Origin of the sequence: Flavobacterium haoranii, from assembly GCF_009363055.1 — a bacterium.
Lineage (GTDB): Bacteria > Bacteroidota > Bacteroidia > Flavobacteriales > Flavobacteriaceae > Flavobacterium > Flavobacterium haoranii.
Window position 1 is genome coordinate 2,748,198 of sequence record NZ_CP045292.1, and the last position, 21,819, is coordinate 2,770,016.

At 31.5% G+C, this 21,819-nt stretch carries 18 protein-coding genes and 1 pseudogene; 10 read left to right on the plus strand and 9 right to left on the minus strand.

Annotated elements, in window-relative coordinates; all coding sequences use genetic code 11:
- The first annotated feature begins 192 nt into the window (after positions 1–192).
- The 5 genes from GCU34_RS12940 (at position 193) to GCU34_RS12960 (ending at position 4,161) form a co-directional block, all read left to right on the plus strand.
- A complete protein-coding gene (locus GCU34_RS12940; protein WP_072781335.1) occupies positions 193–822 on the plus strand; it encodes an ABC transporter ATP-binding protein in 630 nt (209 codons plus the stop codon).
- The gene (locus tag GCU34_RS12945) at positions 822–2,081 is read left to right on the plus strand and encodes an ABC transporter permease (protein ID WP_072781333.1); all 1,260 of its coding nucleotides are present in this window, start codon (positions 822–824) and stop codon (positions 2,079–2,081) included. Before GCU34_RS12940 ends, GCU34_RS12945 begins: the two co-directional genes overlap by 1 nt.
- Positions 2,074–2,559, plus strand: a complete 486-nt coding sequence (locus GCU34_RS12950; RefSeq protein WP_072781330.1) for a hypothetical protein — start codon at positions 2,074–2,076, stop codon at positions 2,557–2,559. The genes GCU34_RS12945 and GCU34_RS12950 overlap by 8 nt, the downstream gene beginning before the upstream one ends.
- A gap of 92 nt (positions 2,560–2,651) precedes the next feature.
- Positions 2,652–3,341, plus strand: a complete 690-nt coding sequence (locus GCU34_RS12955) for a YjjG family noncanonical pyrimidine nucleotidase (RefSeq protein WP_072781327.1) — start codon at positions 2,652–2,654, stop codon at positions 3,339–3,341.
- Between the two features lie 94 nt (positions 3,342–3,435).
- Positions 3,436–4,161 carry a hypothetical protein gene (locus GCU34_RS12960; RefSeq protein WP_072781325.1) on the plus strand — a complete coding sequence of 242 codons (726 nt, stop codon included), beginning with the start codon at positions 3,436–3,438 and terminating at the stop codon, positions 4,159–4,161.
- Between the two features lie 80 nt (positions 4,162–4,241).
- Here the strand turns inward: GCU34_RS12960 and GCU34_RS12965 are convergent, their stop codons facing one another.
- From GCU34_RS12965 to GCU34_RS12975, 3 genes are all read right to left on the minus strand, one after another.
- A complete protein-coding gene (locus GCU34_RS12965; RefSeq protein WP_072781322.1) occupies positions 4,242–5,519 on the minus strand; it encodes a replication-associated recombination protein A in 1,278 nt (425 codons plus the stop codon).
- Between the two features lie 91 nt (positions 5,520–5,610).
- The gene (gene yiaA, locus GCU34_RS12970) at positions 5,611–6,078 is read right to left on the minus strand and encodes an inner membrane protein YiaA (RefSeq protein ID WP_072781320.1); all 468 of its coding nucleotides are present in this window, start codon (positions 6,076–6,078) and stop codon (positions 5,611–5,613) included.
- 81 nt (positions 6,079–6,159) lie between these two features.
- Entirely contained in the window at positions 6,160–6,726 is a 567-nt protein-coding gene (locus tag GCU34_RS12975; RefSeq protein ID WP_072781317.1) for a Crp/Fnr family transcriptional regulator, read from the minus strand.
- Between the two features lie 127 nt (positions 6,727–6,853).
- Here GCU34_RS12975 and GCU34_RS14315 point away from each other — a divergent pair, with 127 nt between their 5' ends.
- Genes GCU34_RS14315 through GCU34_RS12985 form a run of 3 tightly spaced genes read left to right on the plus strand, consistent with a single transcriptional unit; the run spans position 6,854 to position 7,834 of the window.
- The gene (locus GCU34_RS14315; protein ID WP_317162520.1) at positions 6,854–7,168 is read left to right on the plus strand and encodes a hypothetical protein; all 315 of its coding nucleotides are present in this window, start codon (positions 6,854–6,856) and stop codon (positions 7,166–7,168) included.
- A gap of 11 nt (positions 7,169–7,179) precedes the next feature.
- On the plus strand, positions 7,180–7,614 hold the full coding sequence (locus GCU34_RS14320) for a rhomboid family intramembrane serine protease (protein WP_317162521.1): 435 nt from the start codon (positions 7,180–7,182) through the stop codon (positions 7,612–7,614).
- Between the two features lie 10 nt (positions 7,615–7,624).
- On the plus strand, positions 7,625–7,834 hold the full coding sequence (locus tag GCU34_RS12985) for a hypothetical protein (RefSeq protein ID WP_152378485.1): 210 nt from the start codon (positions 7,625–7,627) through the stop codon (positions 7,832–7,834).
- A gap of 25 nt (positions 7,835–7,859) precedes the next feature.
- On the opposite strand, the gene rlmB is transcribed toward GCU34_RS12985, so the two are convergent.
- The 6 genes from rlmB to GCU34_RS13015 all read right to left on the minus strand — a co-directional run bounded on the left by rlmB (position 7,860) and on the right by GCU34_RS13015 (position 19,030).
- Positions 7,860–8,594 carry a 23S rRNA (guanosine(2251)-2'-O)-methyltransferase RlmB gene (gene rlmB / locus GCU34_RS12990; RefSeq protein ID WP_072781313.1) on the minus strand — a complete coding sequence of 245 codons (735 nt, stop codon included), beginning with the start codon at positions 8,592–8,594 and terminating at the stop codon, positions 7,860–7,862.
- 156 nt (positions 8,595–8,750) lie between these two features.
- On the minus strand, positions 8,751–10,415 hold the full coding sequence (locus GCU34_RS12995) for a BamA/TamA family outer membrane protein (RefSeq protein WP_072781311.1): 1,665 nt from the start codon (positions 10,413–10,415) through the stop codon (positions 8,751–8,753).
- An 84-nt stretch (positions 10,416–10,499) separates the two neighbouring features.
- Entirely contained in the window at positions 10,500–13,355 is a 2,856-nt protein-coding gene (locus tag GCU34_RS13000) for an alpha-amylase family glycosyl hydrolase (protein WP_072781308.1), read from the minus strand.
- 48 nt (positions 13,356–13,403) lie between these two features.
- Positions 13,404–14,492: a SusE domain-containing protein gene (locus GCU34_RS13005; protein ID WP_072781306.1), complete on the minus strand. Its 1,089-nt coding sequence runs from the start codon at positions 14,490–14,492 to the stop codon at positions 13,404–13,406.
- A 16-nt stretch (positions 14,493–14,508) separates the two neighbouring features.
- A complete protein-coding gene (locus tag GCU34_RS13010; protein WP_072781304.1) occupies positions 14,509–16,110 on the minus strand; it encodes a RagB/SusD family nutrient uptake outer membrane protein in 1,602 nt (533 codons plus the stop codon).
- Positions 16,111–16,120: 10 nt separating this feature from the next.
- Positions 16,121–19,030, minus strand: coding sequence for a SusC/RagA family TonB-linked outer membrane protein (locus GCU34_RS13015; RefSeq protein ID WP_072781301.1), 2,910 nt, complete (start codon positions 19,028–19,030; stop codon positions 16,121–16,123).
- A gap of 214 nt (positions 19,031–19,244) precedes the next feature.
- Between GCU34_RS13015 and GCU34_RS13020 the strand changes: the two are divergent.
- Both GCU34_RS13020 and GCU34_RS13025 read left to right on the plus strand, forming a co-directional pair.
- Positions 19,245–20,284, plus strand: a pseudogene (locus GCU34_RS13020) (LacI family DNA-binding transcriptional regulator).
- 188 nt (positions 20,285–20,472) lie between these two features.
- Positions 20,473–21,819, plus strand: a complete 1,347-nt coding sequence (locus GCU34_RS13025) for an MFS transporter (RefSeq protein WP_072781296.1) — start codon at positions 20,473–20,475, stop codon at positions 21,817–21,819.

Consider the following 21,819-nt stretch of genomic DNA (forward strand, 5'->3'; position numbering starts at 1 on the left):
AAATCTTTCTCGCTAAATATGTATCTTGCAAACAATTAATTTTCGTCAGTTCGAGTGATTTTCGATAGAAAATAATATCGAGAACAGAGAAAATAAATTAGAAAACAATTCTCGATACTTTTTATTCCATAAAAAACTCGAATTGACGTTTTCTAATTCATAATTAAAAACTCATAATTCATAATTAAGAGAATGATTAGCACATCAGGAATTACGTTTTCCTATTCTAAAGACCAATTGTTTCACATGCCCGATTTGTATTGTGAAGCAGGAAGCACGATTTTAATTACTGGTGATTCTGGAAAAGGAAAAACAACTTATCTGCATATTTTAGCAGGAATATTAAAACCAAAAACGGGAGAAATTTTAATTGATAAAGTTAACATGGTTGCTTTATCAGAATCGAAAGGTGATAAATTTCGTGGAAAAAATATTGGTTTAGTTTTACAAAAATCGCATTTTGTTACTTCACTAACGGTTCTAGAAAATTTAGAAATGGCGAGTTGGTTAGCAACAGGAAAGAAAAATGCAACAAGAGCAAAAGAATTGCTAGCAAAATTAGATATTGCAAATCAAGCTAATAAATTACCTAACCAATTAAGTATTGGTCAGCAACAACGTGTTTCAATTGCTCGTGCTTTAATGAATGGACCAAAAGTACTATTGGCAGACGAACCTACATCGAGTTTGGATGATAAAAATGCAGAAAAGGTAATTCAGTTATTGACCGATTTGTCTAAAGAATACAAAGCAGCATTGGTAATTGTTACGCACGATGCAAGAATTAAAGAGAAGTTTACTAACAAAATAACAATGGTATAATGATTACAAAATTAGCTTGGCGAAATATTTGGTTCAAACCGTTGAATACTATTTTAAGTATTATTTTGTTAACCTCGAGTGTGGCAATTATTACGGTTTTAATTTTATTAGAAAAACAATTCGAAGAAAAGTTTACAAATAATTTAGACGGAATAGATTTAGTAATGGGTGCGCAAGGAAGTCCGTTGCAATTAATTTTGTCGTCTATATATCAAGTTGATGCTCCTACTGGAAATATTAGTTTAGATTCGGCAAAAGTTTGGATGCAAAATCCAATGGTTGGAAAAGCAATTCCATTGGCCTTCGGTGATAATTACAAAGGATTTAAAATTTTAGGAACTACCCAAGATTATTTAAAGCATTTTAAAGTTGAATTTTCTGAAGGGAAAACTTTCGATAGAAACTTTGATGTTGTTATTGGAAGTGAAATTGCTCAAAAGTTGAGTTTACATGTGGGTGATGAGTTTTTTGGTTCACATGGTGATTCTGCCGAAGGCGAAGTACACGATCATTACGCATACAAAGTTGTTGGAATTGCTGAGCCAACGGGTAAAGTGGTAGATAATTTAATTTTATGTAACATACCAAGTGTTTGGCAAATGCATCATCAAGGACACGAAAATCCCGAACATGGAGAAGAAGGTCACGTTCATGAAGAAGGAGATGAGCATGAGCATCATGAAGCTTCAGATTTAACAATCGACGAACCTGGAATGGAAATTACTTCAGTTTTATTGCAAATGCGCAATCCAATGGCAAAACTAACTTGGCAACGCATTATTCCGCAAAATACTAAAATGCAAGCCGCTTCACCTGCAATTGAAATTAATAGATTGTTTACTTTGTTTGGTGTTGGAATCGATGCACTTCGTTATTTAGCATACGGAATCATGTTAATTTCAGGAATCTCTATTTTCATTGCTTTGTTCAAAACTTTAAAAGAACGTAAAAGCGAATTTGCGCTATTACGTGTAAATGGAGCAGGAAGATTTCAATTATTAAAACTTGTTTTGATTGAAAGTTTGCTTTTATGTTTTGTTGGTTTTATTTTTGGTACGATTTTGGGAAGAATAGCATTAGTTCTCATTTCAAAATCATCGGAAGCCGACTTTAAATTGAGTTTTAATCCGTACGAATTTATTTGGAACAAAGAAGGTTGGTTGTTAGTACTCACACTACTTGTAGGGATAGTTGCAGCATTAATACCAGCCATAAAAGCATATACATTAAATATTTCAAAAACATTAGCAAATGCGTAAAATATATACAGTTGCAGTAGTTGCAATAATTTCAATAATCACTTTTAGTTTTACTAATAAAAACATTTCTAGTAAAGTAGCATTAGAAAAAAATGTAGTGCTAACAGATACTTTAACGTGGAAGTTGTTAGGACAAATTGATTATCAAAAGAAAAAGGATAAAACTTATGGAGAAGTGATGTTTCCTGTAATTAATCCGAAGTTAAAAGCTTTGCAAGGAAAACCTATTGTTATCACTGGATTTATAATTCCAATTGACAATAAAAATTATGCAATTAGTAAAAATGTTTTTGCTTCTTGTTTCTTTTGTGGAAAATCGGGACCAGAAACGATTATGGGAATTAAATTTAAAGGCGATTTACCAAAGTTAAAAACTGATCAATATGTAACTTTAAAAGGAACTTTTCGTTACAATGATAGCGATGTTGAAGACTGGATTTATCACGTTGAAAATGCAGTTATTACAGCTGGAAAATAATTATTAATTACGAATTAATTTTGTCACATCGAGCGGAGTCGAGATGTATTTTTAATCACCGCATAAGCAAATCAACAAATCAACATTTAGAATTGTTCCAAAACAAAAAACACCTTTTTTTCGATTTAGATCATACCCTTTGGGATTTCGATAGAAATTCTGCAGTTGCTTTTGATGTAATTTTTAAACAGCACGGATTTGATTTTTCTATAGATGAATTCCTAAAATATTATATTCCAAGAAATCAGCATTATTGGAAGTTATATCAAGTAAATAAGATTTCGCACGAAGATTTACGTTATTATCGTTTAAAAGATGTTTTCGATATTTTAGAAGTAGAGGTTTCAAGAGAATTGGTAAACCAACTTTCAGATGACTATATTACACATTTGCCCAATAGTAATCATTTATTAGATGGTGCTATTGAAGTTTTGGAATATTTGCAACCAAAATACGAATTGCATATAATTACAAATGGTTTTCATTTTGTTCAAGACAAAAAATTGAAAAATTCAAATATTGAACACTTTTTTAAATCGGTGACCAATTCGGAAATGGCAGGTGTAAAAAAACCACATCCAACTATATTCGAATTTGCATTATCTTTAGCCCAAGCAACTAAAGAGGAAAGTATCATGATAGGTGACAGTTGGGAAGCTGATATTGAAGGAGCAGTCGATTTTGGAATGGATGCTATTTTCTTTAATGCTGAAAATATTAAAACAGAAAATACTTCACATGTAGAAGTAAAACATTTATTAGAACTTAAAAACATACTATAATGAAATCGCAATTAAAAACATGTTTGTTGAAAGCAAACACTTAATAAGATAGTGCGATTCCATATAACCAATGTAAAACAAACAATTAATATATATGAAAAAGCTTATTTTAGTTTTTGCACTTTTTATAACTATTCTTTCTTCTGCACAAGAAAATTACAAATATGTAATTGTGCCAGCAAAATTTTCATTTTTAAATGCAGCAAATAAGTATAATTTAAATGCTTTAACAAAATCATTTTTTGAATCTCAAGGTTTTACTGTTTTTTATGATACTGATAAATTGCCTGAAGAATTAGCAAACAGTAGATGTTTAGCGCTCTATGCTGATGCTGTTGAGGAAAATAAATTATTTACTACAAATATTATAATTCAAGTTAAAGATTGTCAAAACAATGTTTTAACTGAAAGTTTTAGAGGTAGTAGTAGAGAAAAAGAATATGAAGAAGCTTATAAAGAAGCATTTAGAGCAGCTTTAACTTCGTTAAAAGGTCAATTAAATTTTAAAAATAATTTTACTGCTAAAAGTGAAGTTGTAGCCAAAACGGAAACAAAAGTTGAGGTTAAAGAAGCAAATGTTGAAGTTCAAAAAGTTGTCAATCCAGATCAATTATTTGCTTTGCCTATTGAAAATGGATACAAAATTGTCGATAGCGAACCTAAAGTAGTTTACATTATTCAAAACACTTCTATAGAAAATGTTTATATGGCTAAAAAAGGTGATGTTCAAGGAACTTTCTTAAAGAAAATTAACGGTTGGTTTTTTGAATATTATCAAGAGGGAAAATTAATTTCAGAGAAAGTTAGTGTGAAGTTTTAATTTGGTTATGGGTCAAGGGTTTTAGGTTAAAGTTTATAAATTTTTATTAGCTTTAACCATTTACCTAGTACCTTTTACCTTTAGTATCCATATTTATCCTTCCATCTATTCTTTAGAAACTGACGTAATTCACGTTCGCGTGCATTTTCTCCAGGTTCAAAAAATTTAGTTTCCGAAATTTCAGATGGTAAAAATTCTTGTTCGGCAAAGTTGTTAGAAAAGTCGTGAGCATATTTGTATTCGTCACCATAGCCTAATTCTTTCATCAGTTTGGTAGGCGCATTTCTCAAATGCATTGGTACCGGTAAATCACCCGTTTGTTTAACTAATTGTTGTGCTTTACCAATTGCCATATAACTGGCATTACTTTTTGCTGAGGTGGCTAAATAAATAGCACACTGACTTAAAAGTATTCTACTTTCAGGGTAACCAATTGTTGTTACCGCTTGAAACGTATTGTTCGCCATAATTAAAGCCGTTGGATTGGCATTTCCTATATCTTCACTGGCTAAAATTAGCATTCTTCGGGCAATGAATTTTACATCTTCACCACCTTCAATCATGCGAGCTAACCAATATACAGCACCATTAGGATCACTTCCACGAATCGATTTAATAAACGCCGAAATAATATCATAATGCTGTTCACCTGTTTTGTCATAAAGAACCGTATTTTTTTGAACCAATTGCATTACTTTATCGTTAGTAATTTCAATTTCGTCGCCATCAGTTGCATTGACTACTAATTCAAAAACATTTAATAATTTTCTTCCATCTCCACCTGAAAGTCTCAATAAAGCTTCTGTTTCTTTTAATTGAATATTTTTGGTTTTCAAAACTTCATCAACAGCAATAGCACGATGTAATAAAGCTTCTAAATCTTCTTTGGTAAAAGGATTCAGAACATAAACCTGACATCTTGACAATAAAGCGGGAATTACTTCAAAACTCGGGTTTTCAGTAGTTGCTCCTATTAACGTAACCCAACCTTTTTCGACAGCAGCTAATAATGAATCTTGTTGCGATTTGCTAAAACGATGAATCTCATCAATAAACAAAATAGGATTCTTGGTAGTAAAAAGTCCGCCACTTTGTTTGGCTTTGTCAATTACTTCTCGAACTTCCTTAACACCAGAATGAATAGCACTCAATTGGTAAAACGGACGCTTACTTTCCTCAGCCATAATTTGAGCTAAAGTAGTTTTTCCAGTTCCGGGTGGTCCCCATAAAATTAAGCTAGGAATGATACCTTTCGCAATTTGATGGGTTAAAGAACCTTGATCGCCAACTAGATGTAGTTGGCTAATATATTCTGATAAATGTTGAGGTCGTATGCGTTCTGCTAAAGGTGCTTCCATAGTGTAAAAGTACATTTTTTTCAATTTTATATAAAAGAAAAAGGTTTGAAAATTTAATTTCAAACCTTAAGTAATTTTATAACGATTTGGTTTATTCGTGTTTATCTGAATTTTTTGCGAGTAATAAATCTCGCGTGTTTTTTTGAACCGAAATTGCAGAGAATAAACTTAATAGGAATGACATGCCGTAAAATCCTTTTTCACTTAATTCTAAATCGGCATTCCAAAGTCCAATAACGAGTAAAGTAATTGAAGCAATGGTTGTGAACCAACTTATTCCATAATACATATCGGTTACTGGAATTCCTTCGGCTCTATCTCGTACAGATTTTTGAACAGAAATTACTGAGAATAAACCAAACAATAAGATTGTGAAATAGTAACCTTTTTCGTTTAATTCCATTTGTGCATTCCAAAGTCCAATACAATAAGAAACCATTCCGGTAATTAATGAAATCCATGCTGCGCCAATAAATGCATCTGTTGGTTTTTGAACAATAATAATTTCTTTTGTTTTTGTATTCGTTTGTTCTACATTGTTTACTTGATTTGTTTCCATAATCTTTGTTTTAAATTTCTAAAGCAAAGAAAGAAACAAGAAGAAGGTCAAACAATGAACTTCGGTTAACAAATTTAAAGGTTATAATATTTTTGCGCGAATTCTACTTAAAGCTTGTGGTGTGATTCCAATATATGATGCTAAATACTTCTGTGGGATTTCCTGAACAAGGTTTTGTTGTTCTTTAAATAAGTTTAAATAACGTTCTGTTGGCGAATCTTTCATGAAGCTTAATTCTCGTTTCGATTTGTACATAAAAAATTCTTCTGCAAAAACGCGACCTATAGATTCTCCACATGATGTGTTTTTGTAAATTTCATCTAAATCTTCTCTGGTAATAAAAATAACTTTAGATTTTGTTAAACTTTGAATACAAGCCACACTTGGCGTTTGTGTAAGAAACGATGAATAACTGCTGATTAACTTGTTTGGAAAACCAAAATCGGAAGTAACATCTTTTTCAGCTAGTTCAATAAAAATACGAAAAACACCTTCTAAAATGAAATAGATGTTTTGTTCTACTTGATTAGTAGTAATAAGAAATTCTTTTTTCTTGAAATCTTTTGTTTGAAGTTTTGATGCAATAAAGTTCCAATCGCTTTCTGAAATTTCTACTTTTTCTTGCAGAATTTTTCGTAATTTATCCATTTAAAGAGTGCTGTTTTTTCTTTTGACTAAAATAGAATCTATTTGAGAATATGACAAAAATTCATCTAATATTTTTTGGTGTTATATTTGAGTTACTTTTTTAAAACCAATAAGGTTTTATTTTAATATGAAACAAGTTATTCGCGACCATCAATTTAAATTTTATAATTCGGTACTACTGTTGCCAGTATTTTTTGTTTTAGTATTATGGATGGTTTTTTGGTACGAATCTAGATTTCATGAGAATTTTCATCATTTCGGAATTTACCCAAGAGAAATTTTTGGTTTAAAAGGAATTTTATTCAGTTGGTTGTTGCATGGCGATTTTCAACATATTGTTAATAACTCATTAGCATTAATAGTCTTGCTTTCTTTTCTCCGTTTTTTTTATAGAGAACAAACGTGGAAAGTAATTATTTTAGGAATCTTTTTTCAGGCTTAGGAACTTGGCTTTTGGGACGACCTAGTTATCATATTGGTGCCAGCGGCTTAATTTATGTTTTGGTAAGTTTTATTTTCTTCAAAGGAATTTTTACCAAATATTTTAGACTCATGGCAGTTTCCTTTGTTGTAGTTTTATTATATGGTGGTATGGTTTGGTATATGTTTCCTAAAGTAGATAATCATATTTCTTGGGAAGGGCATTTAAGTGGATTTTTAACAGGTTTATTCATGGCTTTATTAATTAGAACACCTCAATTTGGTAAACCCGTTATGTATAATTGGGAACATCCCGATTTTAATCCTAAAGAAGATGCATTTATAAAAAATTTCGATGAATCGGGCAACTTTAATCCACCACCAAAACCAAAAGAAGGTGAAAACGAAATCAAAGATTATTTTTCTTCATCCATGAAAGTGATTTATGATTTTTTGAGAAATAATTAAAATTAATAGGTTGAAGAATTTGCAATTACATAATCTTGGAAAATTTCAATCAAAGGTAGGATTGAAAGAACAATTCAATTCTAAAAAGATTGAAATTGAAAACAATGACAAGCTTTCTAAAGAAGAAAAGTTACTTCAAATCAAGAATATTGAACTCGAATTAAATGAGAAAATTAAAAAAGTAAATGGTCTTTGTTTTAATTTTCAAACTCATTTTTAAATCTTCAAATTTTCAAATTAACAAATTACAATCTTTGTCTAACAACTTCATATAAAAACGCTCCACAAGCAACCGATACATTTAATGAAGATATTGTGCCAAACATAGGAAGTTTAGCTTTTTCATCAACAACTTTTAAAACAGAAGGATTTACACCTTTGTCTTCGCTACCCATAATAATAGCTGTAGGTTCTTTAAAATCTATATCGTAAATATTTTGATTCGTTTTTTCGGTAGCTGCAACTGTTTTTATACCACAAGATTGTAGGTGAAAAACAGCATCTTTAACATGGTCTACTTTACAAATAGGAACATTAAATACAGCACCAGCGCTTGTTTTAACAGTATCTCCATTTACAGGAGCGCTTCCTTGTTTAGGTATTATAATTCCGTTTACACCAGTACATTCTGCAGTACGAATTATAGCTCCAAAATTTCGAGCATCTGAAACACCATCTAAAACAATGAAAAGAGGAGTTTTTCCTTGGTCTAATAAAGTTGAAATTACTTCATCTAAATCGGCAAATGAAATTGGAGAAATGGTTGCAACAGCACCTTGATGGTTTCGATTACCTAATCGGTTAAGTTTTTCGATAGGAACTTGTGAGTAATTGATATTGTGTTCTTTTAAAACTTTTAATAGTTCTCGCATTAATTCTCCATGAGAATCTTTTTGAATAAACACTTTATCAATTTCTTTTCCAGCATGAATTGCTTCGATAATGGCTCTAATTCCAAAAATTTGTTGCATTTTTTCCATTTTGCAAATTTAGATGTTTAAAGTTTAAAAGTTTAAAAGTTTAAAGTTTTTTTCGTTTCAAGAATGCGAATAGTTGAAATATAGCCCTGATGGGAGCGGCACCTTGTATAGCGTACAGCAGGAAAATGAATTGCAAATAAGCCTTTTAATGCGCTTCTAGAAATTTGTTTTAAAACTTATTTGAATAATAGAGTCAGAAAGTTTTATAGCTTGATCATCCGTACTTCCGTTTGCATAAATGAGTTTAAAAAGCCCATTTTGTGTAAGCATTCCGAAACCAAAACCTAAGCCTAATAATCCGCCTTGTAAATTGGTTGTTTTATCTTGAAAATAGCCATAATCTGTTATAGAATGCACATATAAGTTGGGTGTTATTAGATAGCGATATTCGGTAAAAATCCCTGAAAAGAAATTAGCTTGTAAAGTGTTTTCTCTAAATCCTCTAATGGAATTAATTCCGCCAAAACGATACAATTCGTTAATGACATAGTTTTGACTGTCGAGATAATAGGATTGGTTTTTTACAAAAACTTGATTTTTTTCGTTTAAATATACGAGGTGACTTGCATTAACTTCTGCAAAAAATTGATTGGTATTTATTGCGGTTAATGTTCGTTTACCCATTCCAATTTTTGCCAATAGAATTGTTTTTTCGGGAAACAAGAAATCGGAAACATTACGTTTTAAATAATCGAAACTAAGTGTGTAAAAAGTACTTTTATAATCATTAAGACTTATAGCGTTTAAGTTTTGAATGTCTACTGAATTTATGGTTTGGTAACCCAAAAATACTTTTCGATTATAACTAAAATAGTAACCCGCTTCAAGGTTAAGTTGGGTATTTTGAAAAGTACTATCTTGTTTAAATATTTTTAAATTTCCTTTGGCTCCAAAAGGGGTTTTAAACCAATATGGTATCTCAGTTCCGAGATTAAATGAAGTTTGTTTACTTCCATCATTTCTCCAATACAAATTAAACTTTTCGCCCGAATTTAAGATGTTGATTAGATTTAAATCGAGATAACCATTGAAAGTCAATTTTGTATTCTTTTCATCATTTGCAAAACCTATAAAACCGTCAAATTTATTAGGTTTGGTTCTTTCTAAATACGTGTAAATTTTTGTAGAATCTTTTGTAAATAAAATTTCAGGAGATTTGGTTGCAGTAACAAATGGAAATTCTTCAATATCTCTAGAAACTTCGTTTACTAATTCTTGATTAAAGGTTCTGTTTCTAAGTTTTCTTTTCCAATTTTGTTTAATGTTTTGCGGAAATTTATCGTAACCCAAAACTACGATATCATCTAGTTTCCTTTTTTGGTTAAGATTTAAAGATAACTCACATAAAATTATAGTTCCATTTACTTTTTGATTAATTAATTTTAGCTTCGATAAAGCATAACCACTTGATTCTAATAGTTTTAATTTTGAATTCATCCAGTTTTCTACTTCACCTGGTAAAATTGAAATAGCATCTTCATTTATTTTTAAAATTTCTTTATCACTTTTAGAAATTTGGTTAGTTTTTATAATTAATTTTTTAATTCTACTTCCTAAATAATAATGAAAAACAAATGTACTATCGTTTATTTTCTTTTGAGAATTGAGTTCGAAGTTAAAATAACCAATGTTATATAAAGAGTTTTCAAATGTTTTTTGAGTTTCTAAAATTTCAGCAACATTTTCATGTTTTTTTGGATATGTAAGACTGTCTATAATAGAATTTTCGTATTCATTTTTTCCTTTAATATTTAAATAGAAATTTTGGGCAAATGTTACTGCCGATAAGAAAAAAAGAAAAACTAGAAATTTTGATTTCATAATGTAAATAAACGAAAACTTTGAAGAAATAATATAAAAAAAGCACCCGAAGGTGCTTTTTAACATAACGTAACTTCAAAAAAACTAATTTTTTATCAAGCGCTTTGTAAATGATTTATTGTCTTTTGTAGCTTTTACAAGATATAATCCGTTTTGTAATGATGAAATATTCATGGCAGAATCAGAAAGAACCGATTTAAAATCTAATACTTTTTGACCTGTTAAAGTGAAAATTTCTATTGAATCCATTCCTTCTGAAATAAAAATTTCTGTATTTGAAGGATTAGGATATAAGTTAATTTTAGATTCATCTAAAAATGTATCATTACTTAAAGTTGATGGTTGGTTACCAAAAATTCTAAATTGACCAGATGCAATAGCTATTTGTGCACTAGTACTTGTTACAACATAAGGAGTATTATCCATTAAATCATACCAAGTTCCAGTGTAAGGAAAATCTGGAGTTACATTTTGATTAGCAACAGAGAAGTTAGCTAAAATAACAACATTTTTTAAACTTGTTGACGGAAGACTATTGTCGTAAACATAAACTCTTTGTCTAATATTGTTTCCGTCAGGACTAATTGCGTAACTTCCGTTAAACACAGGTTCTGTTGTTTTTAATTCTATAAATCTAGAATACTTTTGATAAATAGGTCCGCGAACAGGATCGGCTAACCAGTTTTCTACCCATTGTGGTTGAGGTTTTGTATCTAATTTACAATCTCCAGCAGTCGCATCAGAATCGGAATTTACTGTACCATTATTACATGTGAATATTGAATCATCCATTCCTAGTTCTTGGAAATGCCAAATCATTTTCGGTCCTGGAACTAAAATACTCACAGCTCCAATTGAAGCCATTCTATTTAAAGCATTAGTTAAATTACCAGCAACTGGGAAAGATCCACTTCCATTACCGTAAGTAACAGCTTCATACATCAATCTGTCTTTATCGTGACTTTCAGGATATCCCATTAAACGTTTACCTGTAAAGCCTCTACTTGTATGACCAATAGTTGAAATATCGGCTCCAGTAGAATAACCTTGAGCTAATTGCTTATAAGGATAGAAAATTTCACCCCATAACATTATCCCTTTTCCTTCAGCATATCTGTAATTTGCCCATTCTGTTTCTTCGGTTGCAGATCCACCTGTACCTAAATGTTCAAAAATTACATATTGATCGTTATCTAACGACCATTGATAGTCTGCATATTCTTTTAAAACAGCAACTCTATCAGCTTGATAGTTATTAGTACAAGCATCGTCACCACCAGAACAATTTTGAGTGAAACCTTTAGTTAAATCCCAACGGAAACCATCAATTTTAAAGTCTTGTATCCAATGTTTAAGTGTTCTTTTTACATACTCTTTAGTATGTGTAGATTGATGATTAAAATCTTCTCCAACACTATAACTATGTCTTGCAGAAGTATTAAAATATGGATTATCTGTGTTAGGACTTCCCCAGCCATCACCATCAGGATCATTCATCCACATACGAACCATAGGGTTTCTTCCAAATGCGTGGTTAAAGGCAATATCTAAAATTACAGCGATACCATTTTGATGGCATAGATCAACTAATTCACGTAATTTATCTTCTGTTCCATAGAATTTATCTAAAGCCATATGATAAGCGGTGTTATAACCCCAACTTTCATTGCCTTCAAATTCCATTACCGGCATTAATTCGATGGCATTGATTCCTAAATTTTTAAAATAATCTATTTTGTCAATTACATCTTGATAATTTCTATCTGCATCAAAATCACGAACTAGAAGCTCGTAAACTACTAAGTTATCCTTATTTGGTTTCGTAAAATTAGTTACTTGCCAATTGTATGGAGTTTGGCCTGTTTGTAAAACGGTTACTTCTCTTTCTTGTCCTGAAGGATAAGCATAAGTAGTATTTAAATTAGGAAATGAAGCAGCTGAGATCCATGGATCATCATAAGGAGAAAGCACTAATGTTGAACAAGGATCAGCAGTTTTTACCATAGCTTGAGAATTTGCTGTAGGAGTTTGATCTACCACCCAATATTGATAAGTATAAACTTGTCCAGCTGTTAATCCAGTTAATTCTAACCAAAATTTAGAAGATGATGGATCTTTTTTCATAGCATAAGCAGCAGTTGGTTGCCAATAGTTAAAAGAGCCTGCTACATAAACAAAATCTTTTCCAGGAGCATTTAATACTAAAGTTGCTTTTGAATTATCGGAAGAGTTATAATTAATTCCTAAATCTAAACCAGTTGGTAAAGCTTCCGTAACTGTCGTTGGACTAACAACAACATTGAAAAATTTTGAAAAGGTTTGTCCTCCTAAAGTTATCTGCAGCTCATAAGATTTATTTACAGTAATGTTTGTGTCAGAATATGAATAGGAACTTCCTGTAAATGTATTGATGGTTGAACCATTTGCAATTAAATTGTAGTTCGCGTTTCCACCAGTATTAGATGCAGAAATTGCTAAACTTCCACCTGAATTTACAACTGTGTAACTGTTTTCATAAGGTGTGTTTAAGTTAACTTGAAATGCTCCAACAGGTAATTCTAAATCTACAGATTGTTGCGAACCAGTAGCACTTCTAAACACAATATTAATTTTAGAAATGGTTCCAGAAGGATTGCTGTAAAAATCTTGGATTGTAGGAGTTAAATCTAATTTATAAATATTTCCAGAAACTAAAGTTAATGCAGGTTGCGTGGTATTGTTACCCCAAGATCCTATAACATTTTGCCAAGGATTTCCATTAACAGTCACTCCAGTATGTGCATATATTGTTCCAGAATATGAAGCAAGTCCTGTTCCAGTTTTATCAAATAATAATGTTGCAGTTTGATTTGCTTCGGGTGTTGTGCCACCTTGCCAAGAAACTTGTGCAAATGTAAAGCTAGTTATTATTGAGAAAAGTAGTAAGTAAATTTTTTTCATTTTCATATAAAGCATAAAAGGGCTACCTAAGTAGCCCTTATTAATTTATTATTGTGGTGTAATTGAATATTTGTAGTCTCTTGGACTTGTTAAATCTAATTCTATTAGATAAGTTCCTGCAGTAACAGCTATATTACCACCACCATAGGTCATCATTTCACCTCCATAATTTCCTGGATCAGCTCCTCCATCATAACTTCCTAAGTTAAATTGGTCTGAACCATTATTCCAAGAATCATTGTAACGAAATTTAATTTCTCCATCTACTAATGTCACAACTAATGACCATTTACCCGTATTTGCGTCATAAGTCATATTTGTATCACTATCCCAACCACCTGGAGTAGCGCTTCCAATAACACCCCAACTTACCAAAGTAGTTTCATAAGTTAAATCAGTTGTATTTGCTCTAACTCTATAATAACCTGCAGCATTTGGACCACAATTTGTTGAGCTTCCTTGTAATAAAACACCAGAAAAAGATCCGTCATCACCCCAATCTGTATTTCCCCACTCATATACTCCAGAAGAATTAGCTGCAATAAACTTAAATTCTCCATCTAACCAAACATATCCTTCATAATCTGTTGCACCAAAACCTGAAGCTGCTAATTCTGGAGCTGTAGCTGGAGACCATCCTTGGTGGTTACCTACAACTCCAATTTTAGGTAAATCAGTAGAATAAGGAGTTACTGTTATTGTTACAACATTTGAAACCATTGGGCTGTATCCATTTGCACTTGAAATAACTCTTACATCAAAATTAGCAGCAGTATAAGGAGTAGCTCCTAATGCTAAACATGCTGTATTTAATGTTTCTGTAGAGATTGATGATTGAAGAGCTCCTGAAGTTCCGCCTAATACTTGAGCTGCAGAAAAGTCTCCTCCGTTATTATCAATTTCTAAGCTGTAAGAGATTGCTACATCACCATTATAATTTGCTTTACTCCAAACAAATCTCTCTGCTTGTTGAGTCATGTTCTCTGGTAATAGAATGTAAATATTACCGTCTTCTGGAGCAGATAAAATTGGAGCATCTATTCCTTGAATAGCAGGTCTATCTTGAACATCATCAGTACTACATGAAATTGTTGCAACTGATAATAATATAAATAATGATTTAATTATATTTTTCATATTTTTTCATATTAAATTAATAACCAGGGTTTTGAATTAAATTAGGGTTTACAATAATTGCATCTTGAGGTATTGGGAAAAGTCTTCTATAAGTAGGGATTGGTGAGCCATTGGCAACATTCCCTTTCCAAGGCCATAAGTATGAACTTCCTGAAAATTTTCCAAAACGAATTAAATCAGTTCTTCTATGACCTTCCCAATGTAATTCGCGTGCTCTTTCATCTAAAATAAAGTCTAAATTTAAATCAGAAGTTGTAATATTTCCAGAAGTATTACCATAAGCTCTTTCTCTAAGATCATTAATATATCCTACGGCAGTACTTGCATCTCCACCACCATTTCTTAAATAACATTCTGCATACATTAAATAAGCATCTGCAAGTCTAAAAACAGGATAATCAGTATCTACAAAGTCTCCAGATGAGTCAGAGCCTTGATTTCCAAAACTGTCAACATTTTTCCATTTTGAAATAGCATATCCATCTGTAAAACTTCCCACATCATTTATCTCTAGACTTTGTCCGTTAGTGTAAAATTGTTTACGGTAGTCATTGTCCATGCCATTGAATTTATTTACAAATGCAGATGTAGTTCTTAAACCTGCCCAACCACCATTGATTCCAAAATCAGAAGCAGTCATACTACCACCCACGGCAGCGTGTGTTAAATAAGTGGTTCCACCGTAGGTTTTTGTATGTAAACCATCAAAAGCAACGGCAAAGATAAATTCATTTTGAGCTCCGTTTGAATTGTTGTCAGCCATGAATAATTGTCTGTAATTATTATGTAATGAATAACTAGTTTCATTGATAACTTTATTTACATAAGTAAAAGCATCTGCATTTCTATCTTCACCAATATAAACTTGAGCATTCAAAAATAATTTTGCTTTTAACATCCATGCAGCAGCTTTATCTACTCTAAATTGTTCATTAGTATTAGGGTCTTTTAAATCTGATTCCATTTCAGTTAGTTCTTGCTCCACAAAATCAAATAAATCTTGTCTTGAAGCATATGGAGGTAAGTAATATTGAGTTGGAGAGTCCTCAGTAGTTAATGAAGCACCTCCAAATAAATCAATAATATGCCAGTAACTTAAAGCTCTTAAAAATCTAGCTTCTGCTCTGTATACTATAATTTCATCTCTTACTGCTCCAGTAATACCTCTACTATCTAGTTTTTCATCAGTTGATTGTCTTAAAAACTCATTACAATTAGTTATTTGATATGCTAATCTATAAAAAGTAGCTTTAATAAATCCATCAGAGGTTGTCCAACTGTGCCAATGGAAATCTTTTATAGTAGCATCATTCCAAGCAATAATTGCTTCATCTGTTGTTAATTCTTGAAAATTCCAGTAATTTCTTAAGTAAGAACTGAAACCTTCGTCTATTCCAGCAACGTCTCCAGCACCCGCAGGACCTTGTTGTCCAGTGGTTGCAAGACCTGCATATAATTTTGCTAAGAAGTTTTTATAAGAATCTGGGTCTGAAAATACCTCGTCAGCTGTTTGTTCAGCTCCTTCTGGTTTTGTGTTTAACTCATCAGTACAAGAAATAGTTAATAACAAAAGAAGAAAAGAAGATAAACTTAAAAGGTTAATTTTTAAATTCTTCATAGTTTTTTTTTTAAAAGTTTACATTTAAACCTAAAGTGTACATTCTAGGTCTTGGGTAAATTGTATTATCGATACCACCGTTAACCTCTGGGTCAATACCTTTGTAACTAGTGATTAAGATTAAATTTTGTCCACCAAGCGATAATTTAGCATTTGCTTTACTTCCTAAGAAGTTTTTGAAGTTGTAACCAATTGTTACATTGTCCATTCTTATGAAAGAAGCATCTCTAACGTAATAATCTGATAAAAATCTTTCAGAACCAGCATAAGTGAAGTTTGTATTTAAAACCTCTGTTGTAGCATTACCTAAATCTGTATCTCTAATTAAGATTTGGTTTTGCCAACCTAAATTAGAATCAACATTATAGTAATTATAGTTACCCCAGCTGCCTCTCCAAGACATTGCAAAATCCCAGTTTTTATAGCTTATATTAGTGTAAAAACCATAATAAACATCTGCTTGAGGCTTTTTGTAAAAATAGCGGTCAGCACTATTAATTTGTCCGTCACCATTTCTGTCGATAAAAACACCGTCAATTGGGTTACCATCTGCATCATACGCTTGTTCATATACATAGTATGCATTAGGGAAATAACCAACTTGAATTCTTTGTACTTCATTGTTGATACCACCAGTTATACCACCAGTTGAAATTCCAAATTCGGAAGCACCATCAATTAACCCAGTTACTTTTGCGTTTTGTAATGTTACATTTCCTCCTACAGTTACATTCCAATCGTCATTAGTTACTAAAATTGCTTCTAATGCCATTTCAATACCTTGATTTTTAGTTTTACCTATGTTGTAATAGTTATAATTTGAAAAACCATAAAATGGTGGATTTGGGATGTATGCAATAAGGTCTTTAGTTCGTTTTTCATATACATCTACAGCACCTGTAATTCTGTTTTTGAAAAGACCAAAATCTAAACCTATGTTTCTTGTTTCTGTTTGCTCCCATTTTAAATTAGGATTATATTCTTGTGGTCTAATTGGATTGTAAAAACTGTTTCCGATTTGATATTGTGCTTGATTATCAGCACTTAAATAAGTTGGCAGAGATGGGTATAGTCTACCAATATCTTGTTGTCCAGTAATTCCCCATCCAAATCTTAGTTTTAATGACGATATAGAATTAACATTTTCAAGAAATTTTTCTTTATCTAATTTCCAAGCTAAAGCAGCAGATGGGAAATTACTCCATCTGTATGCAGGAGCAAATCTAGAAGTTCCATCTCGTCTTATGGTTGCAGTTAAAATATATTTGTCATAAACATTAAAAATACCTCTTGCAAAATAGGATTGTATATTATATCCTTGTTTTTTGTATTGAGATGTACTTGTGTTACCAGCTAACGTAGTTGAAAATCCTGGATTATTAATGTAATCGAAGTTTTGATAATTATATCCAGCGGTTAAATCAATAGAACCTTTAATTGCAGAAATGTCTTTTTTATAATTTAAAAATAAATCCATCAATCTATTTTTACTTTCATTTCTGTAGTCATATTCCGCATTTACATTATTGTAAACATAATCATTATCATAACCCCCATAACTTCTTCCAGAAGTGTAATCATAACCAAAGTTAGCTACTGCTTTTAAATCTGGAAAAAAGTGTAATTTATATTCGGTTTGAATGTTTCCTAAACTTCTAAATGAAGTCCCATAATTGTGTGATTTGTTTATCAATCCAACAGGGTTTCTACTTGCTAATTGTTGATTCCATTCAAAGTAAGAGCCATCTGGATTTGTTACATTTTGAGTTGGATCAAAAGCTAACGAGGCACCTATTGCACTTCTTTCACTGTAGTTGTTTTGCATGGAAGAAGTTTTATTATTTGCTTCAATTTTTAGGTGGTTATCAAAAAAGTTACCAACTAATGCTACACTTGTAGTTGCTCGAGAAAAATTATCTTCTTTTAAAATACCATCCATGTTTGTGTAGCCAGCTGAAGCTCTATAAGTGATATTGTCAGCTCCACCAGATAATGAGATATTATGGTCTGTGCCAATTGCATCTCTGTAAATTTCTTTTTGCCAATCTGTATTTGCAGTACCTAGTAATGCTTGTTGATTTGCATTTCCGTAAGTGGTAACATAATCTCTTAATTGGTTTCCGTTTAATACATCTACTTTTTTTGCAATTGAACTAAAAGAAACATTGCCATTATAGTTGATTTTCATTTCACCACTTTTACCTTTTTTAGTAGTGATTATTATAACACCATTCGATGCTCTTGAACCATAAATAGCTGCTGCTGACGCATCTTTTAAAACGGTAACACTTTCAATGTCATTTTGGTTTATTGTTGCTAATGGATTTCTTCCTCCAGTATTATCTGCAGCAACAGGAACACCATCAATAACAAAAAGTGGGTCATTAGAAGATCCAAAACTACCAAGAGAAGAACCTTGTCTGACTCTAATAGTTGCACCTTCACCTGGAGCTCCACCACCATTAGTAATTTGAACTCCGGCAACCTTACCTTGAATCATTTGATCAGCTGCTACTACAGGTCCTTTAACAAAGGTTTTATCTGTAATTGTATTTACCGAACCTGTTGCATCTTCTTTTTTAACAGTTCCATAACCAATTACTACAACATCTTGTAATTGCTGAGAATCTTCTGTTAAAGAAACTGAAATGTTTTTTTGTCCTGTATAAGTAACCGTATTCTCTTTATAGCCTAAGTAGCTAAATACAATTACATCATTTTGTTTTACTTTTTCTAATGAGAAATTACCATCAAAATCGGTAGTTGTTCCATTAGAAGTTCCTTTTATTACAATGTTTACTCCAGGTAATGGCTGTTGAGAACCACTATCTAAAACGACACCATTTAAAGTGTTTTGTGCAAACATACTTATAGGTAAAATAAGTAATAAAAGTAATAACTTTTTTTGCAGTGTTTTCATACAAATTAATTAAGTTAAACGCTATTTTATAGTAGCTTATATTCACTTCCAATGTTAAATTTATGTAAAAAAACGGTTTTAAAAAACATTTGACGTCTAACTACCTACCGAAAACGTTTTCGTGTTGAAAACTTTATAAATTAAGTTATTTTTAACAGTTAAAATTGCCATATTAAAATTTATGAATTACATTTATTGCAATATTATAAATGATATGAAGAAAAAAGTTACTTTAAAGCAAATTGCAAAAGAATTAGATGTTTCGGTTTCAACAGTTTCAAAATCTCTTAGAGATAGTCCTGAGATTAGTGAAGATACGCGTTTAAAAGTTCAAGCTTTTGCTAAACTATATAACTATAAGCCTAATAATATTGCACTAAGTTTAAAAAACAAAAAACAAAGACAATAGGGGTTATAATTCCTGAAATTGTACATCATTTTTTTGCAACAGTAATTAGTGGAGTTGAACAAGTAGCAAATGAGACAGGCTACAATGTTATTGTGTGTTTATCAGATGAGTCTTTTGATAAAGAGGTTATCAATATGGAAATGCTTGCCAATGGTAGTATAGACGGGTTTATTATGTCACTTTCTAAAGAAACGCAACAAAAAGGAGATTATCATCATATTAAAGAAGTAATAAATCAAGGTATGCCTGTTATCATGTTTGATAGAGTGGCAAACGAAATCTTAACTGATAAAGTTATAATTGATGATTATCAAGCAGCTTATGAAGCGGTTAATTTCTTAATTCAAAATGGTGCTAAAAAAATTGCCTTAATTACGACAGTAGATTATGTTAGTGTTGGAAAATTAAGAACGGAAGGCTATTTGAAAGCTTTAGAAGATAATGATATTAAGGTTGAAGATAAATATATCGTTAAAATTGAAGATATTGAAACTTGTGATTCTAAAATTCATTACTTGCTGCATAGTGAGAAAGTTGATGCAGTAATTGCAGTGAACGAATTATTTGCAGTCGTAACTATTAAAATAGCAAATAGCTTAAATATTAATGTTCCAAATGATTTATCAGTTATCGCCTTTACTGATGGAATTATTTCTAAATTCTCTACACCAACCATAACAACTGTGAGTCAAAATGGAGTTAAGATGGGTAGAAAAGCGGCAGAAATGCTTATCAGAAGATTAGAAGAAGAGGAGCATGAATTGGAAGAGTATGATAGTGAGTATTATAGAACTGAAGTTATCGAGACAAGCTTGATTTTAAGAGAGTCTACGAAAACGAGATAGTTTTTATAAACAACTAATAGTCAATAAATTAGTTTTTTATTTTTAAAATACATTTATTTTTTTTGTTAAATTTGGATTAACTTTCTATACATAAAAATAAATTTGTGAAATCAAAGCTTATATCACTTCCACAATTAAGTTTTGATAAGCACATAAGTGCGCTTGTCGAGTAATTTAAAATTACAATAATGGAAAAGCGTAGATTAAGTTTCTGGGAAATTTGGAACATGAGTTTCGGTTTCTTAGGGATCCAGATGGGTTTTGCCTTGCAAAATGCCAATGCAAGTAGAATTCTTCAAATTTTTGGTGCCGATGTTCATGAATTATCTTGGTTTTGGATTATTGCCCCATTAATGGGTTTAATAGTTCAGCCAATAATTGGACATTACAGCGATAATACTTGGGGAAAATTTGGTAGAAGGAAACCTTACTTCTTAACTGGAGCTCTTTTAGCATCTATAGGTTTAGTGCTAATGCCACAAGCTGAAATTTTTATTGCGTTGATGCCAGCTCTTTGGGTTGGTGCGGGAATGTTAATGATTATGGATGCCTCTTTTAATATCGCAATGGAACCTTTCCGTGCATTAGTAGGAGATAATCTTAGAGCCGATCAACACACACTTGGTTTTAGTGTGCAAACTGCATTAATTGGTATTGGTGCTGTTGTAGGTTCATGGTTGCCATATGTTTTAACACATTGGTTTGGAATTAGTAATCAATCTACTGAAACATCAGCAGTTCCCCAAAACCTAATCTATTCTTTTATCATAGGAGCACTTATTTTAGTCGCTTCCATCTTAATTACAATATTTACAACCAAAGAATATTCACCTGAAGAATTAGCTCAATTTACTGAAGAGAAAATTAGTAATGAATCAGAAGAAGAAGTTAAAGAATCAAAATTAACTGATATTTTTTCTGATTTTGCTAAAATGCCTGAAACAATGCGCCAATTAAGTTGGGTGCAATTCTTTTCATGGTTTGGACTTTTCGGAATGTGGGTTTTTACAACTCCAGCGATAGCTCAACACATTTATGGTTTAGCTCCCGATGATATTAAAAATCCTGACTTTCAATCCGCTGGTGATTGGGTAGGAATTATCTTCGGAGTTTACAATTTTGTTTCTGCCATTTTCGCATTTGCTTTACCAGTAATTGCTAAACAAGTAGGAAGAAAGAAAACACATGCTATTTCTTTAGTCTTAGGTGGAATTGGTTTAATTTCTATGTATTTCATGCCAACAAAAGAAGCGCTAATATTTTCAATGGTATTAGTCGGAATTGCTTGGGCAAGTATTTTAGCAATGCCTTATGCGATTTTAGCGGGCTCAATTAAGCCTAAGAAAATGGGTGTCTACATGGGAATTTTCAACTTCTTTATTGTAATTCCTCAAATCATTAATGCATTAATAGGTGGGCCAATTGTAAAATACCTTTACAACGACCATGCAATTTATGCAATTGTAACTAGTGGTGTAAGTTTCTTAATTGCAGCATTATTAGTAATGAAAGTTAAAGATATCAAAGGAGAATAA